The sequence below is a fragment of the Serratia sp. BNK-33-b genome (assembly GCF_048684565.1).
Taxonomy (GTDB): domain Bacteria; phylum Pseudomonadota; class Gammaproteobacteria; order Enterobacterales; family Enterobacteriaceae; genus Serratia; species Serratia marcescens.
The window spans coordinates 4,931,112-4,949,223 of sequence record NZ_JBLQTZ010000001.1 but is presented as its reverse complement, the minus strand read 5'-3'; the positions used below and the strand labels follow the sequence as shown (position 1 = coordinate 4,949,223).

At 58.3% G+C, this 18,112-nt stretch carries 19 protein-coding genes and 1 pseudogene; 8 read left to right on the top strand and 12 right to left on the bottom strand.

Annotated elements, in window-relative coordinates; translation table 11 throughout:
- The first annotated feature begins 10 nt into the window (after positions 1–10).
- The 4 genes from phoU (at position 11) to ACMGGK_RS23860 (ending at position 3,290) form a co-directional block, all read left to right on the top strand.
- The gene (phoU, locus tag ACMGGK_RS23875; RefSeq protein ID WP_016929613.1) at positions 11–745 is read left to right on the top strand and encodes a phosphate signaling complex protein PhoU; all 735 of its coding nucleotides are present in this window, start codon (positions 11–13) and stop codon (positions 743–745) included.
- Positions 746–913: 168 nt separating this feature from the next.
- The gene (locus ACMGGK_RS23870) at positions 914–1,753 is read left to right on the top strand and encodes an ABC transporter substrate-binding protein (protein WP_016929612.1); all 840 of its coding nucleotides are present in this window, start codon (positions 914–916) and stop codon (positions 1,751–1,753) included.
- A gap of 81 nt (positions 1,754–1,834) precedes the next feature.
- Complete coding sequence (locus ACMGGK_RS23865) at positions 1,835–2,548, top strand: amino acid ABC transporter permease (RefSeq protein WP_420277367.1); 714 nt, start codon at positions 1,835–1,837, stop codon at positions 2,546–2,548.
- 1 nt (position 2,549) lies between these two features.
- Positions 2,550–3,290 (top strand): amino acid ABC transporter permease, encoded by a 741-nt coding sequence (locus tag ACMGGK_RS23860; protein WP_004933841.1) that lies wholly within the window; start codon positions 2,550–2,552, stop codon positions 3,288–3,290.
- On the opposite strand, the gene yieH is transcribed toward ACMGGK_RS23860, so the two are convergent.
- Both yieH and ACMGGK_RS23850 read right to left on the bottom strand, forming a co-directional pair.
- Positions 3,287–3,955 carry a 6-phosphogluconate phosphatase gene (gene yieH / locus ACMGGK_RS23855; protein WP_016929610.1) on the bottom strand — a complete coding sequence of 223 codons (669 nt, stop codon included), beginning with the start codon at positions 3,953–3,955 and terminating at the stop codon, positions 3,287–3,289. The genes ACMGGK_RS23860 and yieH overlap by 4 nt on opposite strands.
- A gap of 46 nt (positions 3,956–4,001) precedes the next feature.
- Positions 4,002–4,406 (bottom strand): NUDIX hydrolase, encoded by a 405-nt coding sequence (locus ACMGGK_RS23850; RefSeq protein WP_079450354.1) that lies wholly within the window; start codon positions 4,404–4,406, stop codon positions 4,002–4,004.
- Positions 4,407–4,637: 231 nt separating this feature from the next.
- Between ACMGGK_RS23850 and ACMGGK_RS23845 the strand changes: the two genes are divergently transcribed.
- Positions 4,638–5,975 carry an NCS2 family permease gene (locus ACMGGK_RS23845; RefSeq protein WP_028128066.1) on the top strand — a complete coding sequence of 446 codons (1,338 nt, stop codon included), beginning with the start codon at positions 4,638–4,640 and terminating at the stop codon, positions 5,973–5,975.
- 36 nt (positions 5,976–6,011) lie between these two features.
- Here the strand turns inward: ACMGGK_RS23845 and ACMGGK_RS23840 are convergent, their stop codons facing one another.
- The 4 genes and pseudogenes from ACMGGK_RS23840 to ACMGGK_RS23825 form a co-directional block, all read right to left on the bottom strand.
- The gene (locus ACMGGK_RS23840; protein ID WP_016929607.1) at positions 6,012–7,064 is read right to left on the bottom strand and encodes a hypothetical protein; all 1,053 of its coding nucleotides are present in this window, start codon (positions 7,062–7,064) and stop codon (positions 6,012–6,014) included.
- Positions 7,065–7,140: 76 nt separating this feature from the next.
- Positions 7,141–7,707, bottom strand: a complete 567-nt coding sequence (locus ACMGGK_RS23835) for an NADPH-dependent FMN reductase (protein WP_004933859.1) — start codon at positions 7,705–7,707, stop codon at positions 7,141–7,143.
- Positions 7,708–7,868: 161 nt separating this feature from the next.
- Positions 7,869–8,594 carry a 4'-phosphopantetheinyl transferase family protein gene (locus ACMGGK_RS23830; RefSeq protein WP_033639103.1) on the bottom strand — a complete coding sequence of 242 codons (726 nt, stop codon included), beginning with the start codon at positions 8,592–8,594 and terminating at the stop codon, positions 7,869–7,871.
- Positions 8,595–8,869: 275 nt separating this feature from the next.
- A pseudogene (locus tag ACMGGK_RS23825) lies at positions 8,870–8,971 on the bottom strand.
- 193 nt (positions 8,972–9,164) lie between these two features.
- On the opposite strand from ACMGGK_RS23825, the gene ACMGGK_RS23820 reads away from it, so the two are divergent.
- Positions 9,165–10,058 carry a hypothetical protein gene (locus ACMGGK_RS23820; protein WP_049299623.1) on the top strand — a complete coding sequence of 298 codons (894 nt, stop codon included), beginning with the start codon at positions 9,165–9,167 and terminating at the stop codon, positions 10,056–10,058.
- Between the two features lie 56 nt (positions 10,059–10,114).
- Positions 10,115–11,236 carry a threonine/serine transporter gene (locus tag ACMGGK_RS23815; RefSeq protein WP_420277363.1) on the top strand — a complete coding sequence of 374 codons (1,122 nt, stop codon included), beginning with the start codon at positions 10,115–10,117 and terminating at the stop codon, positions 11,234–11,236.
- A gap of 10 nt (positions 11,237–11,246) precedes the next feature.
- On the opposite strand, the gene ACMGGK_RS23810 is transcribed toward ACMGGK_RS23815, so the two are convergent.
- The 6 genes from ACMGGK_RS23810 to rpmH all read right to left on the bottom strand — a co-directional run bounded on the left by ACMGGK_RS23810 (position 11,247) and on the right by rpmH (position 16,034).
- Positions 11,247–12,047, bottom strand: a complete 801-nt coding sequence (locus tag ACMGGK_RS23810; protein WP_110147546.1) for an MBL fold metallo-hydrolase — start codon at positions 12,045–12,047, stop codon at positions 11,247–11,249.
- Positions 12,048–12,194: 147 nt separating this feature from the next.
- On the bottom strand, positions 12,195–13,559 hold the full coding sequence (mnmE, locus tag ACMGGK_RS23805) for a tRNA uridine-5-carboxymethylaminomethyl(34) synthesis GTPase MnmE (RefSeq protein WP_197817702.1): 1,365 nt from the start codon (positions 13,557–13,559) through the stop codon (positions 12,195–12,197).
- A 96-nt stretch (positions 13,560–13,655) separates the two neighbouring features.
- Positions 13,656–15,293, bottom strand: a complete 1,638-nt coding sequence (yidC, locus tag ACMGGK_RS23800) for a membrane protein insertase YidC (protein ID WP_016929601.1) — start codon at positions 15,291–15,293, stop codon at positions 13,656–13,658.
- A gap of 2 nt (positions 15,294–15,295) precedes the next feature.
- Entirely contained in the window at positions 15,296–15,553 is a 258-nt protein-coding gene (gene yidD / locus ACMGGK_RS23795; protein ID WP_004933881.1) for a membrane protein insertion efficiency factor YidD, read from the bottom strand.
- On the bottom strand, positions 15,517–15,876 hold the full coding sequence (gene rnpA, locus ACMGGK_RS23790; RefSeq protein WP_004933883.1) for a ribonuclease P protein component: 360 nt from the start codon (positions 15,874–15,876) through the stop codon (positions 15,517–15,519). Before rnpA ends, yidD begins: the two co-directional genes overlap by 37 nt.
- Before the next feature lie 17 nt (positions 15,877–15,893).
- A complete protein-coding gene (rpmH, locus tag ACMGGK_RS23785; RefSeq protein WP_000831330.1) occupies positions 15,894–16,034 on the bottom strand; it encodes a 50S ribosomal protein L34 in 141 nt (46 codons plus the stop codon).
- A gap of 682 nt (positions 16,035–16,716) precedes the next feature.
- Here rpmH and dnaA point away from each other — a divergent pair.
- Positions 16,717–18,111, top strand: coding sequence for a chromosomal replication initiator protein DnaA (dnaA, locus tag ACMGGK_RS23780; RefSeq protein WP_004933889.1), 1,395 nt, complete (start codon positions 16,717–16,719; stop codon positions 18,109–18,111).
- Position 18,112 lies beyond the last annotated feature (1 nt).

Here is an 18,112-nt window from a genome sequence, read left to right as displayed (position 1 = left end):
AGGAAGCATCATGGATAACCTGAATTTAAACAAACACATTTCCGGCCAGTTCAACGCAGAGCTCGAGCATATCCGCACCCAGGTGCTGACCATGGGCGGGCTGGTGGAGCAACAGCTGACCGACGCCATCACCGCGATGCACAATCAGGATGGCGAGTTGGCCAAGCGCGTAATTGAAGGCGACGCCAAGGTCAACATGATGGAAGTGGCGATCGACGAAGCGTGCGTGCGCATCATCGCCAAGCGCCAGCCGACCGCCAGCGATCTGCGCCTGGTGATGGCGATCATCAAAACCATTTCCGAGCTGGAGCGCATTGGCGACGTGGCGGACAAGATCTGCCGCACCGCGCTGGAAAAGTTCTCGCACCAGCATCAGCCGCTGCTGGTCAGTCTGGAGTCGCTGGGGCGCCACACCGTGCAGATGCTGCACGACGTGCTGGACGCGTTCGCGCGCATGGATCTGGACGAAGCGATCCGTATTTACCGCGAAGATAAAAAGGTCGACCAGGAATACGAAGGCATCGTGCGTCAGCTGATGACCTACATGATGGAAGACTCGCGCACCATTCCGAGCGTGCTGACCGCGCTGTTCTGCGCCCGCTCTATCGAGCGTATCGGCGACCGCTGTCAGAACATCTGCGAATTTATCTTCTATTTCGTCAAGGGGCAGGATTTCCGTCATTTGGGCGGCGATGCCCTGGAAAAGCTGCTCTCTCCGGGCGGTAAAGACGAAAAGGCCGACTAACTCTTTCCGGGTAATATCCTTCAAAGGCGCGGTTTCCCGCGCCTTTATTCCATCTTAAGCGCGTAAAGATAAAAAGGTTATAAATATAGCTTTTTATATTATTTCCTGACCTATGTGGCGCTTGCTAGCTTATTCGCCAGCAGGACATCAACCACTTAGGAGCTTTCTATGAAACATCGCGCTTTGGCCTTAACGTTGTTAGCCAGTCTGACCGGCCTCGCCGCCGGCGCCGCGCACGCGGACAAACTTGACGATATCAAGCAAGCCGGCGTGGTGCGTATCGCGGTGTTCGACAGCAACCCGCCGTTCGGCTACATCGATCCGCAGAGCAAAAAGCTGGTGGGCTACGATGTGGACGTCGCCGACGCGATCGGCAAAGCGCTGGGGGTGAAAGTGGAGCTGCGCGCCACCAACCCGGCCAACCGCATTCCGCTGCTGGTGTCGAAGAAGGTTGACCTGATTGCCGCCAACTTCACCATTACCGACGAGCGCGCCAAGGAAGTGAACTTCAGCGTGCCGTATTTCGCCACCGGCCAGAAATTCATCGCCCGCAAAGGCGTATTGAAAACCCCGGAAGACATCAAGAAGCTGCGCATCGGCGCGGACAAGGGCACGGTGCAGGAAATCACCCTGCGCGAGCGTTTCCCGACGGCGAAAGTGATCTCTTACGATGATACCCCGCTGGCGTTCGTGGCGCTGCGCAACGGCAACGTGCAGGCGATCACTCAGGACGACGCCAAGCTGGTCGGCCTGCTCGGCAACCTGCCGGCGGCGCAGAAGGCGGAATTTGAAATTTCGCCGTTCAGCCTGACCAAAGAGTATCAGGGCGTGGGCATTCCCAAGGGCGAAGATCGCTTGACCGCCGCGGTGAATGAGACGCTGATCAAGCTGGAAAACGACGGCGAAGCGGTTAAGATTTACGATCGCTGGTTCGGGCCGGAAACCAAATCCGCCCAGCCGCGCGGCGATTTCAAAATCGCGCCTTTGGATCAGCAACCGAAAGCCTGATTTAACCGCTCGCGGTGAGATCGGTACGGAGGGGCGCAGCTTGCTGCGCCCCTGATGCATTCTGCAAGACAAGGATTGAACATGAACCTGGACTGGCTGCTGGCGCCGCAATACCTGAACTGGCTGTGGCACGGCTTTCTGCTGACGCTGTGGCTTTCCGCCTGCGCGGGCCTGGCGGCCACGCTGTTGGGCTTCGTGCTGGCGGCGATGCGCGACAGCAGCCTGCGGCCGTTGCGTTGGCTGGCGATGGGGTACAGCTCGTTGTTTCGCAATACGCCGCTGCTGGTGCAGCTGTTCTTCTGGTACTTCGCCGCCGGGCAAATCCTGCCGTCCGCCGCCATGCAGTGGCTGAACAGCGCACATCAGGTCGGCCCGCTTGAGTGGCCGTCGTTCGAGTTTCTCGCCGGTTTCTTCGGCCTGACGCTGTACTCCACCGCCTTTATCGCCGAAGAGATCCGCTCCGGCATTCGCGGCGTCGCCGGCGGGCAGAAATATGCCGCTCAGGCGCTGGGGCTGACCGGCTGGCAGGCGATGCGCTACGTGGTGCTGCCGCAGGCGCTGAAAATCGCGCTGCCGCCGCTGCTGGGGCAATACATGAACGTGATCAAGAACTCGTCGCTGACCATGGCGATCGGCGTTGCCGAACTCTCTTACGCCTCGCATCAGGTCGAAACCGAAACCCTGCGCACCTTCCAGGCGTTCGGCGTGGCGACGGTACTGTATATCGCCATCATCGCGCTGCTGGAAGGTTGGGGCATGTGGCGACAACAGCGTAAACCGCTGGGAGGACATTGAGATGGATTTCAGCGTGATTCACGACAACCTGGGTTACCTGCTGTGGGGCACCTGGCCGGATGGGCCGCTGGGCGGCGCGGCGCTGACGTTGGCGATCAGCCTGATGGCCGGCGTGGCCTCGGCGGTGCTCGGCACCTTACTCGGCGTGGCGCTAGCAATGTCGCGCGGCGTCGCCGCCGGGCTGCTGGCGGCGGTGTTGGGCTTTTTCCGCGCCATTCCGGTCATCATGCTGATCTTCTGGACCTATTTCCTGCTGCCGATGGTGTTTGGCGTCGAGATCCCGGAAATTACCACCGTGGTGTGTGCGCTGGCGCTGATCGCCTCGGCCTATCTGGCACATGCGGTGAAGGCCGGCATCGCCGCGATCGGTCCCGGCCAGTGGCAGGCCGGGCTTTCTCTGGGGCTGACGCGCTGGCAGACGCTGCGCATGATCGTGCTGCCGCAGGCGCTGCGCATGATGGTGCCGTCGTTCATCAACCAGTGGATTTCTCTGATCAAAGACACCTCGTTGGCTTATATCGTCGGCGTTGGCGAATTGACCTTCCTGGCGACCCAGGTCAACAACCGCAGCATGGTCTATCCGATGGAAGTGTTCCTGTTTGTGGCGCTGGTCTATTTCGTATTCTGCCTGGCGCTCGATCTGCTGGCCAACGCGGTCAACCGCCGCTTCGGCGCGCAAACCCGCGCGCTGAAGCGGTCCTGGCGCTGGTGGCGCAACAAGCCGCCGTTGCCGGCCAGTTAATCGGCCGTCAGCCGCCAGCCGCGTTCGCGCCACAGCGCGGGCAATTGAGCCAGGTCGTCAAACGTGGTCACCAGCGGGTGATCGATCGGCGGATTATGCGGATCGGCGCAGAAGTAAAAGACCGGAATGCCGGCATTGATGCCGGCCTGCGCGCCGGCGGGCGAATCGTCCACCAGGATGCAGCGCGTCACCGGCACCCGCATCTGTTCGGCGGCGTGAAACACGATCGCCGGATCCGGCTTCCAGCGCTGAATGTCATAGCCGCTGAACAACCGGTCATCAAAATAAGGCAGCATGCCGGTCAGGCCGAGCGAGTGCTGCATCTTGCTGACCGGCCCGTTGGAGACGGTGCAGACAGGCACCGTCACCTGCGCCAGCAGCTCGCGGGCGCCGGCAATCTGTTGCAGCTCGCTGTCGAACAGCCGCGCCACTTCCTGCCGATACAGCGGCTCCAGCGTCTCTTTTTCCAGGTCAGTGCCCTGCTCGGCATTGACCCGATCGATAATCTCGTACAGCTTCACCCCTTTGTATTTCTTGAATACCTCTTCCAGCGACAGATGAATGCCGTAGTGGGCGAACATATGGACATAGGCTTTGCTGCACAGCACTTCGCTGTCCACCAGCGTGCCGTCGCAGTCGAACAAAATGCAGTCAATCTGATTCATGCGGGACAGGTTCCTTTGGGTTAACGCCGCTGAGGCGACTCAGCGATCACTTGATCAGGTTACGCGCCTTGAGATCGTGCAAAATCAGCGCGGCGACGTGTGAGCACTGCGGCAGATCGCGGCTGTCGCACCACTTCAGCTCGGCGATTTCGGCGGCGGGCTGCAACTGCCCGGTAAAGTCGGCCTGGTAGCAGCGAATGCGCACCTGGGTACCGTCCTGCTTGCCGTCCGCCGGGCCGGTGAACTCGCCGTAAAACGCGATGGATTGCGACAGCAGCGCAACGGTCAGCTCTTCGTCGATTTCGCGGCACAGCGCCTGTTCGTCGGTTTCGTCCGCTTCGCGCTTTCCGCCCGGCATATAAAACAGCGTCTTGTTGTGCGAGCGCACCAGCGCCACTTTGTCATCTTTCAGCGCGATCAACGCCAGCTTATCGATAAAGGTCGAAGACATGCGGATTCCTGTTTTAACGGATAGGGATAGAGGGGCGATAGGCCATTTTATCGGCCGTGCCGGCAAACGGCAACGCAGCGGGCGGCAAGGGGGATGAATGCCTGTAAATACAAGCCGTTGACGCGTTTAGCCGTAAAGACGGCGAAAAAAACCTGTGACCGGCGTCAAAAGCCCCACTTTTTGTTATAGGATAGCCGGCGACTGTCCATTCCCATTTTCGGAATTCTGATAATGACCAAACCAGTATCTGGCCTTGACGCTGAGCAAGGCTTGCTTGGGCGCGTGTTTAAACTCAAGCAACATGGCACGACGGCGCGTACGGAAACGATTGCCGGTATCACCACCTTCCTCACCATGGTGTATATCGTGTTCGTTAACCCGCAAATTTTGGGCGCAGCGGGCATGGATACCCAGGCAGTATTTGTCACCACCTGTTTGATCGCCGCCTTCGGCAGCATCTTTATGGGCCTGCTGGCAAACCTGCCGGTGGCGCTGGCGCCGGCGATGGGCCTGAACGCCTTCTTCGCCTTCGTAGTGGTCGGGGCGATGGGCATTTCCTGGCAGGTGGGCATGGGCGCCATCTTCTGGGGCGCGGTCGGCCTGCTGTTGCTGACCATTTTCCGCATCCGTTACTGGATGATCGCCAACATTCCGGTCAGCCTGCGCGTCGGCATCACCAGCGGCATCGGGCTGTTCATCGGCATGATGGGGCTGAAAAACGCCGGCATCGTGGTGGCCAACCCGGACACGCTGGTGACCATCGGCAGCCTGACCTCGCACAACGTGCTGCTGGGGGCGCTCGGCTTCTTCATCATCGCCGTGCTCTCTTCGCGCAACTTCCATGCGGCGGTGCTGGTGTCGATCGTGGTCACCACCCTGATCGGCTGGATGCTGGGCGACGTGAAATACGGCGGCCTGTTCTCCCTGCCGCCGAGCATCACCTCGGTGGTGGGCCAGGTCGACGTGGCCGGCGCGCTGAACATCGGGCTGGCCGGGGTCATCTTCTCGTTTATGCTGGTGAACCTGTTCGACTCTTCCGGCACCCTGATCGGCGTCACCGATAAAGCCGGCCTGACCGACAGCCAGGGCAAGTTCCCGCGCATGAAGCAGGCGCTGTACGTTGACAGCATCAGCTCAGTGGCCGGTTCGCTGGCGGGCACCTCTTCCGTGACCGCTTACATCGAAAGCTCGTCCGGCGTCGCCGTCGGCGGCCGCACCGGTCTGACGGCGGTGGTCACCGGCCTGCTGTTCCTGCTGGTGATCTTCCTGTCGCCGTTGGCGGGCATGGTGCCGGCTTATGCCGCCGCCGGCGCGCTGATCTATGTCGGCGTGCTGATGACCTCCAGCCTGGCGCGGGTGAAGTGGGACGATCTGACCGAAGCGGTACCGGCGTTTGTCACCGCGGTGATGATGCCGTTCAGTTTCTCGATCACCGAAGGCATCGCGCTCGGCTTTATCTCCTACTGCGTGATGAAGCTCGGCACCGGCCGCTGGCGTGAAATCAGCCCGTGCGTGGTGGTCGTGGCGCTGCTGTTCGTGCTGAAGATCGTCTTCGTCGACGGCCATTGACAGGCCAAAGGGCCGACGCCCGTCGGCCCTGAAACCCTAGACGCCCGGCGTCGCATCCGGCGCCTGATCCAACACCCACTGCAACGGCCGCCTGAAGCGCGCCTGCCAACTGCCGGCGGCATCCTCTCCCTGGGCGAAGTGCAGCGTTTGCACCTGATTATCCTCCCCGAACAGATTGGCGAAGTGCAATGCCAGCGCCTGTTCGCTGAAATTCTGCCGATCGTAATACGCCATCACGATTTTCTTTTGCGCCGCCAGCGACTGCTGGGCCGGCTTGATCTCGCCGTTGGGGGCGATCAAGAGCGCGCCGGCATAAAACTGCGGGTACTTGGCGATCAGGTTGGCGGCGTGCAACGCGCCCTGGCCGCGGGCGCTGAGGTAAATCCGCCGGGGATCCAGCTTTAGCTGCGGAGCCAGCTGTTGCAGCGTACGCTGAATGGCGGTTTGGGTGCTCTCGTCGCTGTAATTCGACCAGCGGAAGCTGTTTTCCGACAGCATCTGCGTGCCGTTGAGCTCGATGTAGGCCACGCCCATTTCGCCGAACAGCAGCCGCTCCTCGGGGCTGATGGCGGCGGCTTTGCCGTAGGTATGCAGGAAGATCACCGTTGGCCACCCTTCGGGTGGCGTTTCGCCGTCCGGTATCGCGTAGCTGGCCTTGCCTTCATAGCGGCGAGCGTGCTGCAGATAGCGCGCTTTGGTGGCGGCCAGGATAGATTGGTAGGTGGCGGAGTGCTGGATGCTGTTGAAGGCGTCGTCCTCCAGCAGGTTGTAGTAGTACCACAGGCCGCGGTCGGCGCTCAGCTGCAGGTAGCGCTCCGCCAGCTCGGTTTGCCCTTTCTCCGCCGACGACACCGCCAGCTGGTAGGGCGCCCAGACATTGCGGCCGTCTTCGCGCATCAGCGTCAGGTACAGCGACATGGCGCCCAGTTTTTTATCTTCCTGGTTTTGCGCGGATCGCGACAGCTGGGCGTTGAGCGCGCTGTGCGCAGGCAGCTCCAGCGGTTCTTCACCGGCGGGATAACGCATGTCTGCGGCGAAAGCGGGACTGGTGATGGAAACGAAAAATAACGCTAAAATGAAAAAATACATGATGCTATGGCTTTAATTTCAATAAATTGACGGACGTCATGTCCTGTTGCGGCGCCCCGCGGGCGCCGCGAGACCTTCACTCCACGCGGCGAATAAAATCGCTGAACGCGGACAGCTGGCCGGTCAGGAAATCCAGCGTTCCCTGATCGCTCAGTTCACCGGCCTGTTCATCGACCTTGCTTTGGATCACGCCGCCCATAAACTCAGGCTTGTTCATTACCATCGCATCGAGGAACACCAGGATCTGACGCAGATGGTATTGGCAGCGCGCGCCGCCGATCGGCCCCATTGAGCTGGTTTGAATGGCCACCGGCTTGCCGGCCAGCGGCTGATTCGGTACGCGAGACAGCCAATCGATGGCGTTTTTCAACCCGCCGGGCACGGAATAGTTGTATTCGGGGGTGACGATGATCACGCCGTCGGCCTGGCGGATCTGCTCTGCTATCGCTTCGACTGCGGCAGGGAAGCCTTCACCCTGTTGCATGTCGGCGTCGTACAGCGGGATATCGCGGATGGAGGGCAGCGCTTCAATGGTGACGCCCTGCGGAGCCAGGCCAGGCAGGGCGCGGGCCACCATGGCGTTGTAGGAGCCTTTGCGCAGGCTGCCGAGTAGAGTGACGATTTTTAAGGCTTGGTCTGACATGGTGATTCTCCCTTTCGAATGAGCAGATTCAGCGTACAACATGGGCGAATAGTAGGCTAAAGCGCGGGTCGAGAATAGGCGATTGCTCAACATTTAGCTGTCTTTACAATTTAATCCAGTAACTCGTGCGGTAAAGACCGCGTTATCCGCTTTGCGCCGCGTCAACCTGGCGTCTTCAGGCCCGTCAGTTTAACGAAGCGTGAGGATGCCGCCGGGCTGCGCGGCGAGATTTCCCCGTCTTTGTGCAGGCCGCCGCGCTCTTCGTAGCGCCAGCACAGCAGGCGATCCAGCTCGGGGCTGCCGGCGCAGGCCCAGCTCAGATATTCGTCGGCGTCGCTCATCACCTGAACGTCCGGCGTGGCGCTGGAGCGCAGGTGACCGGAGAAGGGATGCAGACGTAGCGTGGATTGGCCGCTGTTGCCGAGGCCGGAAATTTTCAGCACGCTTTGCCGAATGCTCCACAGCTGAGTCTCCGCCTCCAGCCGATCGTCCTGCGCGCCGATCCAGGCACTTTCCGCCGGCGTCTGATGCGCGTTCTGCAGCGCGCTTTGCCGGCTGCCGCGCGCCCGCATCACTTCGATATCCAGTCCGACTTTGCCCTCGTCGCTAAGCAGCACGCCCACGGTGTTGCTGGCATAGGCGAGGCTAAAATCGGGCAACTGATGATCGGCGAAGCAGGGGCGGCCGGTCGGCGTGGTGGCGATGGGGGGCAGCGTCGGCAGGCCGTACAGGTAGAACATCATTTCGGCGAGCAGAATGCGCCCTTGCAGGTAACGCGTGCGGCGCTTAACGGAAAAGGTGCGGGTGGCGGCTATCACTTCGTCGGAGAGTCTCTGGGTATCCAGAACAGCGGAGGCCGGGGTCCATCGGGCAAAATGACACGCCATTGTTCACTCCATGACAGAGGGTCGCTAAGAACGCAGGGGTGTTAGATTAAGACTAAGTTGAGGATTTATCATTAAAAAACACTATGCGGATTATCCGATTTGTTGGCTTTTGCGCTGTGCAGGAGGGCATGGGGGCATGCAAGGCGAAGGTTATTCAGACCTCAAATCGCGTTGCGTAACGGGGTCGTGCATAAAATTAATCAGTTCCGAAGCCAGCCGCTTTCGAATCGACGGCGTCCAATGAACCCATAAAATATCGCCTGATAAGAAAAAGTTGGCGGAGAGAGCAGGATTCGAACCTACGACACGATGACTCGTGTGGATTTAAGAAACGGTTAGTTTCTTAAATCTGGCTTAAACCACTCGCCCACCTCTCCGCGTTCGTTTGTTGGAAATATAAAACCACATAATTAAAATGGTTAAAATAACCTGAACTTGAAAATGTGAGCAAACCCACAAAAACCCTATTTATTGTGTGTGTTTATTAATTATCAGAGTCAGGTCACTAAATTTACATTAGCTATTGTTATAAAAAGTTGGCGTCATTGGCTACGAATAGGGAAGAAGGGTATGCCAGATCTCGAATTAATGCCGCTGCAAAGCGCCGATTTTTATAAGACAGCTGAACGTGTTGTTTTTAAAGAATATAAATGTAACTGCAAAAAAGGTTGGAAGGGTGAAGATCGCTTTATCGTCTACAAAGCCGATCAGAATAGGATCGCTGAGGTTATCAACAATGAGGTTTCAAATAACAACGTTGAAGATCTCATCGCGCTGGCATCGTCTTTTTTGACGGATAAGGTGGTGATTTCCGGCGGGCATACCGTGGTTAATTTGGACGATCGTTTTTCTGTCAGCAGTGAAGTGGAAAAGTCTGCGCGCTTCTGCATTGACTACATTGCCGAATCCATCAGACGGCTCAGTGTTCAGCCTGACTTCTTGATGGAAATAAATGATTTCTATATGGAAAAAAGCGATGGCAGCGAGATAGACGGCGCTAACGAATTCAGGAAGATGGCGACATCGCCGTACATTATTCCGGAAAAAATAAACGACTACATTCTGGCGTCGAATCAACGTCATGGCATTGATATAAATGCATTTTATGTCAGTGAAAAAAACATGGCGGATCGCTTTAAACGCCACATTAAAAACCGTATGGATAAAGAGGCGTATTTTCAGCGCCAAGACGGAAATGTGAAGATGACGGTGGGTGAACACACGTTTGATATCATCAAGGAAAATAAACCGACCTGCGCGGCGGGAAATGCTGCGACGTTCAGGGCTATTCGGTATCGCATTTCCCCCAATAAAATCTTTGATAATTACACGTCGCATATTGGCGTTTTTCCGCTGTGTTCACGCGTCAACGTGCTTAACGGCTATCGTGCGGCCGCGACTTTTTACGATAACTTCGCTTTGCCTTCTTTACTGGTCTTCTTCGGCAAATCCTGTTTCGAATGACATTTTTGTGCCAGCTGGCTATGCGTCACGCATAGCCATGATGGTCGAGCATCATCATGAAAATCTCACACCTGTATTGGCCTGTCACTTTCTTCTCCACGGCATTTGGCGCCGGGATTTTCTTTTTGCCGCAGGCGGTGGGGCCGGGCGTGCTGGGGATGAAAGTGTTCATGCTGTTTATCGTTATCGCCATGTCGGTATCGATGATGGCGCACTATCTTTTTTTCAAATTCATCATTTCGCACCCGGAGAAAGATTTCCTGGCGGCATCATCGACATTTATCGGCGAGCGGGCAGCGGCAATCGTCTGTGTGCTGTTTATTTTGTCGATGATTATTATCGTGCTGATAAATTTCATCACCTTGGTCAACGTCGTCGCGTCTTTTTTCCACAACGGATTCTGGGTCAGGGGCGGCATTTCGCTGTTGCTGAGTGCCGCGCTGTCGGCGGCATGGTTGGCGTTTAGTCAGCGAATCGAGCACCTGATTTCCAGAATGGCACTGGTTTCTATCGTACTGGTGGCGATCCTGGCGGTGTTTTTCCTGTTACAACCTGCGGGGGGGCAGCAGGCGGTGCAGGCGCCGCCTGGCATTTCATTGCAGACGTGGCTGCTGCTGCCGATTTTTCTTTTTACATTTAACTTTACCCCGTGCATCCAACGCTTTGCGAAAAGCGCCTTACGACCGCAGGCGCGCAGTATTCTGTTTGGCAAGGTACTGATCATGGCGTTTATCGTCATGATCGTTATCGCCATCAGCCGTTTGCTGACGCTGGAGGACATCTCAATCATTAACAGCCGCAATGTGGATGCGCTGTTTTATACCGCCGGTTTGACCGGCAACGCCACGGCGTGGTTAGGCGCTGCCCTGTTGCTGTGTTTACTGACCGGCGGCGCCTATATCGGCACGTTGACCGGCGTGATCGATGGCATTACGTCCTTCGGCGTGGCGGGCAAAAAGAGAATCATCGCAGGGAATATCGTTGTCTGTACGTTTATTGGCGCGATCAACCCGAGCATTATCAAGATCATCTCGGGCTGGTCGATACCCGTTATCGTGATGACCGTCTTTTTCATCCCATCACTGTATTTTTTGCTACGGGGCGGCGGCTGGCAAAAGGGGATCGGCGTCGTCGTGCTGGGCTGCGGGATCGCGGTAATCGCAACGTTGTTGGTGTAAAGCGGCACGCTTAATCCAGAACCAGCCTATCGCCGGTGGCCGGCGCGATCCCTTCCGGCAGCCATAGCCGGCCCCAGGCGCCGGTACAGTGGCAGCCCATAATCTTTTCCGGCTGATGCTGGCGCAAAAAACGGCGGACGCGCCAGAGCGTGCGCGGGGAAGCGCAGCGTAGATGAAAACCGCCGATCAAGGCGTGGATCCGATCGATCCCGGTGATTTGCTGGCAATGGCGCACGATATTCACGATCCCGCGGTGCCCACAGCCGGTCACGATCACCAGACCGCGATCCGATTTGTAAATCAGCACCCCTTCGTCAATAACGTAATCTACCGCTGCGTTCTCCCCGGCGATCACCCCGTAGGCGCGGGGTGCGGGCACCACGATTTCGCCTGACCACATAAAGCGATCGCCGATCGCCAGCGGTTCGCGGCTGTATTGCATGCGGTGGCGCGAGTAGTCGATATCCAAAGAGAGCTTTTTGATTTTCCGAGTGTGGCCCAGCACCTTCAGCGCCGCATAGCGCTCATCGCCGACCTGCGGGTGGCAGATGATACGGCTGTTGTCTGGCAGCCAGGCGACGCCGCCGCAGTGGTCATAGTGGCCGTGGGAGAGCACCGTCGCGGTGATACGGGAGAGATCGACACCCATCAGCGCCGCATTGCGCAGAAAGCTGTCGTCGGGGCCGGTATCGAACAGTATGGACGTCGTATCATCCTCAATCAGCAGGCTTAACCCGGCCTTGGCCTGCAATAGCGGGTTGGCGCCGGCGGCGCGGCGGTTTTCCAGCAGTACCCTGAGGGTCAATGCCATGTTGACTCGTTCCTGAGAGAGATTCCTGACTGGCCAGTATAGCGCGGGACGCTGCGGCGGCTCTGTGAGCCGGCGCGCAGAGCGAGAGCGGAAAAGAAAAACGGCCGGAACAAGGGCTTGTCCCGGCCGTGAAGGTGTCTGGCGGTGTTACTTGCCGATACAGAAGCTGGAGAAAATGCGGCCCAGCAGGTCGTCGGAGGTGAATTCACCGGTGATTTCACTCAAGGCCAGCTGTGCCTGGCGCAGTTCTTCGGCCAACAGCTCCCCCGCGTAAGCGCTCACTAACTGTTCTTTGCCCTGCACCAGGTGCTGCGCCGCCAGTTCCAGCGCCTGCAGGTGGCGGCGGCGCGCCAGGAAGCCGCCTTCCATGTTGCTGGTGAAGCCCATGCTCTGTTTAAGATGATCGCGCAGCACATCGACGCCTTCGCCGGTGCGGGCCGACAGGCGAATAAGTGAGTGGTTATTCACTTCCGTCAGACCCAGCGTTTCACCGGTGATGTCGGCCTTATTGCGCACCACGGTGATCGGCAACGTGTCTGGCAGGCGCGCCATAAACTCCGGCCAGATCTCCGCCGGCTCGGTGGCGGCGGTGGTGGTGCCGTCAACCATAAACAGCACCCTGTCGGCCTGTTCGATTTCGTTCCATGCACGTTCGATGCCGATGCGCTCCACTTCGTCGCTGGCGTCGCGCAGGCCGGCGGTGTCGATGATGTGCAGCGGCATGCCGTCGATATGGATATGTTCGCGCAAGACGTCGCGGGTGGTGCCGGCGATATCGGTGACGATCGCCGCCTCGCGCCCGGCCAACGCATTGAGCAGGCTCGATTTGCCGGCGTTGGGGCGCCCGGCGATCACCACCTTCATCCCTTCACGCAGCAGGCTGCCCTGGCGCGCTTCGCCTCGCACGCTGTCCAGATCCGCCATGACGTCGTTGAGCTGCGCCTCGATTTTACCGTCGGACAGGAAGTCAATTTCCTCGTCCGGGAAGTCGATCGCCGCTTCCACGTAGATTCGCAGGTGAGTGAGCGCTTCCACGAGCTGGTGGATGCGGGTGGAGAACGCGCCCTGGAGCGAGTTCATCGCCGAACGCGCCGCCTGCTCTGAGCTGGCGTCGATCAGATCGGCAATCGCTTCGGCCTGCGCCAGATCGAGTTTGTCGTTGAGAAACGCGCGCTCGGAGAACTCGCCGGGCCGCGCAATGCGCACGTCGGGCAGCGCCAGCACGCGCTTGAGCAGCAGATCGAGGATCACCGGCCCGCCGTGGCCCTGCAGCTCCAGCACGTCTTCGCCGGTAAAGGAGTTCGGCCCCGGGAACCACAGCGCGATGCCCTGATCGAGGGTGGCGCCCGTGGCGTCGCGGAACGGCAGATAGTCAGCGTAGCGCGGCTTCGGCAGCTTGCCGAGCAACGCCTGGGCGACGTCTTTGGCCTTGCTTCCTGAAATGCGCAGAATGCCGACGCCGCCGCGTCCCGGCGGGGTGGCTTGGGCTACGATGGTATCGGTGGTGCTCATAACGGTTCTCTCTGACGATTAAGATGCAAAAAGGCGGTCTAATGACCGCCTTTGGTGTTACTGCAAGGGTCGGCGCGCCGAACCCCTACACTACGCTTAGCTTTTTTTCTTGTCGCGGCTGTGCAGACCGCGTTTTTCCAGACCACGGTAAATCAGCTGCTGCTGCAGGATGGTCACCAGGTTGCTGACGATGTAGTACAGCACCAGACCGGACGGGAACCACAGGAAGAACACTGTGAAGATCACCGGCATGAAGGTCATGATTTTCTGCTGCATCGGATCAGTCACGGTGGTCGGCGACATCTTCTGAATGAAGAACATCGTCACGCCCATCAGGATTGGCAGGATGTAGTACGGGTCTTGCGCCGACAGGTCATGGATCCACAGGGCGAACGGCGCGTGGCGCAGCTCGACCGAACCCATCAGCATGTAGTACAGCGCCAGGAAGATCGGCATCTGAATGATCAGCGGCAGGCAGCCGCCGAGCGGGTTCACTTTCTCCGCCTTGTACAGCGCCATCATCTCTTGGCTCATGCGCTGTTTGTCATCGCCGATGCGCTCGCGCATCGCCTGCAGCTTCGGCTGCAGCATGCGCATTTTCGCCATCGAGGTGTACTGCGCCTTGGTCAGCGGGTACATGATGCCGCGCACGATGAAGGTGATGATGATGATGGAGAAGCCCCAGTTGCCGATAAAGCCGTGGATGAACTTCAGCAGTTTGAACAGCGGCTGGGAGATGAACCACAGCCAACCGTAATCCACGGTCAGATCCAGGTGCGGCGCCAACTGGGCCATCTGGTCCTGCAGCTCCGGGCCGACCCACAGGGTCGCGTTCAGCTGCTGCTGAGCGCCCGGCTGCACCACGACCGGCGTAGATTTGAAGCCGATGGTGGACAGGTTGTCGCCCGGTTTGGCGGTGTAGAAGGTGTTGTCACCCTTGGTCGCCGGCACCCACGCGGTGGCGAAGTACTGCTGCAGCATGGCGACCCAACCGTCTTTGGTGGTGACGCTCAGGTTTTCATCTTTGTCGAACGCGTATTTCTGGTACTTGTCCTCGCTGGACGAGTACGCCGCGCCGCGGAAGGTGTGCAGCGCAAAGTTGCTGCTGCCGGTGTCACGGTGCTTAGGCAATTCGGTGGTCTGCTTCAGCTGGCCGAACAGGGTCAGCTCCAGCGGCGTCGCGCCTTTGTTGTCGATGCTGTAATCCACGCCGACCGCATAGTGGTTGCGTTTAAGCACGAAGGTCTTGGTGTAGACCGCGCCGTCTTTATCGGTGTAGGTCAGCGGGATGCGCAGCTCGTCCTGGCCTTCCGGCAGGGTGTAGCTGTCCTGCGCCGCCTGATACAGCGGGCGTTCGCCGTTGGCCGGGTTGTCCGGGCCGTTTTTACCGGTCAGGCCGCTTTGCGCCTGATAGACGAACGACGGGGTGGTTTCCAGCAGTTGGAACGGAGTCGATGAACCCAGAGTATCCGGGTAGGCCAACAGTTTAGCCTGCTCGATATCGCCACCACGGGTGTTGATGGTCAGTGACAGCACGTCGGTGTTCACGGTAATCAGCTTACCCTGACCACTGGCTGGCACGGCCTGGCTGGCGGCATCACCGGCTACTGCGTTCGAAGTCTGTTGCGTGGTCTGTGCGGCCGGCTGCGGAGCGTTGTCCGTTTGCCATGCCTGCCAGATCATGAAAGACACGAACAGCAGAGCGATGAGAAGAAGATTGCGTTGCGAATCCATCGTTAGTGTTCTCTGTTATCGTCGGTTTTTGGCGGCACCGGATCATCGCCACCTGGGTTCAAAGGGTGGCATTTTAATACGCGTTTCAATGCTAACCAACTGCCTTTTATCATGCCAAACCTGCTTAATGCCTCAATTGCGTAATGAGAGCATGTCGGCTGGAAGCGACAACGAGGCCCTAGCAGCGGGCTGATGACGAGCTGATAGGCCCGCACCAGCCCGATCAGGATGCGGGAGCCTGGCGACAGTGGCGACGCCATAATTTATCCAAAGCTTCCGTCAGCGCGCGGTTATCCAAATCCGCTATCCCCTTTTTGGCCACCACGACAAAATCCATCGCCGGTAATTCGTGCTGGCGCAGGCGGAAGCTCTCGCGGGTTAGGCGTTTGATCCGATTACGCTCGTGCGCGCGTTTGACGTGTTTTTTGGCGACGGTAAGACCGATGCGGGGATGCCCCAGCTGGTTCAGGCGGCCGAGGATGGTGATTTGCGGCGTGCCAGCCCGTTGTGGCTGCTGGAAGACGAAAGTGAAATGAGTGGGAGTTAACAAACGTAACTCCCTGGGAAAAGCGAGCTTAACCACTCAGCGGGTTAGCTTTATTACTTAGAAACAGTCAGACGAGCACGGCCTTTCGCACGACGGCGGGCCAGAACTTGACGACCATTTTTGGTGGCCATACGAGCACGGAAACCGTGGCTACGGTTGCGCTTCAATACGGACGGTTGGAAAGTGCGTTTCATAGCGATTTCTACCTAAACTTAAAATAATTACTGATCAGTAAACGCGTTTGGCTACTCGGCGTGAAGATGACCGACGCCTCAATCGCAATACATAAAGAAGCGGGATTGTAATAATTGTACAGTCCTGAGTCAATTCGCATCGCGCCAGCCTACCTGGTTGTCTGCCAATAACGGAACAAAATCCGGTCTTGGCCCGTGGTCACCGCAGAATCCTGTCTGGCTAATGACGCACCATAAGGAACCAGGTATCACACGTAGGGCGAAGATTATACGGACTCGGGGTGAAATCGCAAGGATCCCCGTGAGATCCTTTGCGCGCGATCGCAGGATCCGGCGTGGATAACAGGGTATAACCGGTTGACAATGTAAAAAACGCGGCGCAGCGGCCGGGATCTGCGCGGTCATTCGGCGCTGGCGGCGAAAAGATCGCCGCCGGCCGCGGCCTGTGGATAAAATGGATCTAATCTGTGAGGAAGGGGAGGATCTCTTGCTCGGATTGCGCTATGATCCGTCATTCCGATCGCGATCCCTCATGCCGGGATCGTGAGGGACACAAACCGTGAAAGGCGGTTCGCATCCCCCACAGGCAAACAGCCGATGCCGGGTATGTGTCAAAAATCATGAGTTATAAAAAAGTTGCCCGTTTCTTTTCTTTATTGATCTTGTTCGAGTGGAGTCCGCCGTGTCACTTTCGCTTTGGCAGCAGTGTCTTGCCCGATTGCAGGATGAGTTACCTGCCACAGAATTTAGTATGTGGATTCGCCCATTGCAGGCGGAACTGAGTGACAACACCCTGGCGCTGTACGCGCCTAACCGTTTTGTGCTGGATTGGGTTCGCGATAAGTACTTAAACAACATCAATGGTCTGCTGAATGATTTCTGCGGCACGGACGCGCCTTTGCTGCGTTTTGAAGTCGGCAGCAAGCCGATCACGCAGGTGATCAGCCAGACCGTGACCGCCAGCGTCAGCAGCGCCCCTGCGGCTCCGGCGGCGCGCACGGCCGCGCCTTCGCGCCCGAGCTGGGACAACGCGGCGGCGCAACCCGAGCTCTCTTATCGCTCCAACGTCAACCCCAAACACACCTTCGACAACTTCGTCGAGGGTAAGTCCAACCAGCTGGCGCGCGCGGCGGCTCGCCAGGTGGCGGACAATCCGGGCGGCGCCTACAACCCTTTGTTCCTGTATGGCGGCACCGGCCTGGGTAAAACTCACCTGCTGCACGCGGTCGGCAACGGCATCATGGCGCGCAAGGCCAACGCCAAAGTGGTCTACATGCACTCGGAACGCTTTGTGCAGGACATGGTCAAAGCGTTGCAGAACAATGCCATCGAAGAGTTTAAGCGCTACTACCGTTCGGTCGACGCGTTGCTGATCGATGACATCCAATTCTTTGCCAACAAGGAGCGTTCGCAGGAAGAGTTCTTCCATACCTTTAACGCCCTGTTGGAAGGCAATCAGCAGATCATCCTGACTTCGGATCGCTACCCTAAAGAGATCAACGGGGTGGAAGATCGTCTGAAGTCCCGCTTCGGCTGGGGGCTGACGGTGGCGATCGAGCCGCCGGAGCTGGAAACCCGCGTGGCGATCCTGATGAAAAAGGCCGACGAAAACGACATTCGCCTGCCGGGCGAAGTGGCGTTCTTCATCGCCAAGCGCCTGCGTTCCAACGTGCGTGAGCTCGAAGGGGCGCTGAACCGCGTGATCGCCAACGCCAACTTTACCGGCCGGGCCATCACCATCGATTTCGTGCGCGAAGCGCTGCGCGATCTGCTGGCGCTGCAGGAAAAGCTGGTCACCATCGACAATATCCAAAAGACGGTGGCGGAGTATTACAAGATTAAAGTCGCGGATTTGCTGTCCAAGCGGCGTTCGCGATCCGTTGCCCGCCCGCGCCAGATGGCGATGGCGCTGGCGAAGGAACTCACCAACCACAGCCTGCCGGAAATCGGCGATGCGTTTGGTGGCCGCGACCATACCACGGTGTTGCACGCCTGCCGGAAGATCGAGCAGTTGCGTGAGGAAAGTCACGACATCAAAGAAGATTTCTCCAATTTAATCAGAACATTATCTTCATAGC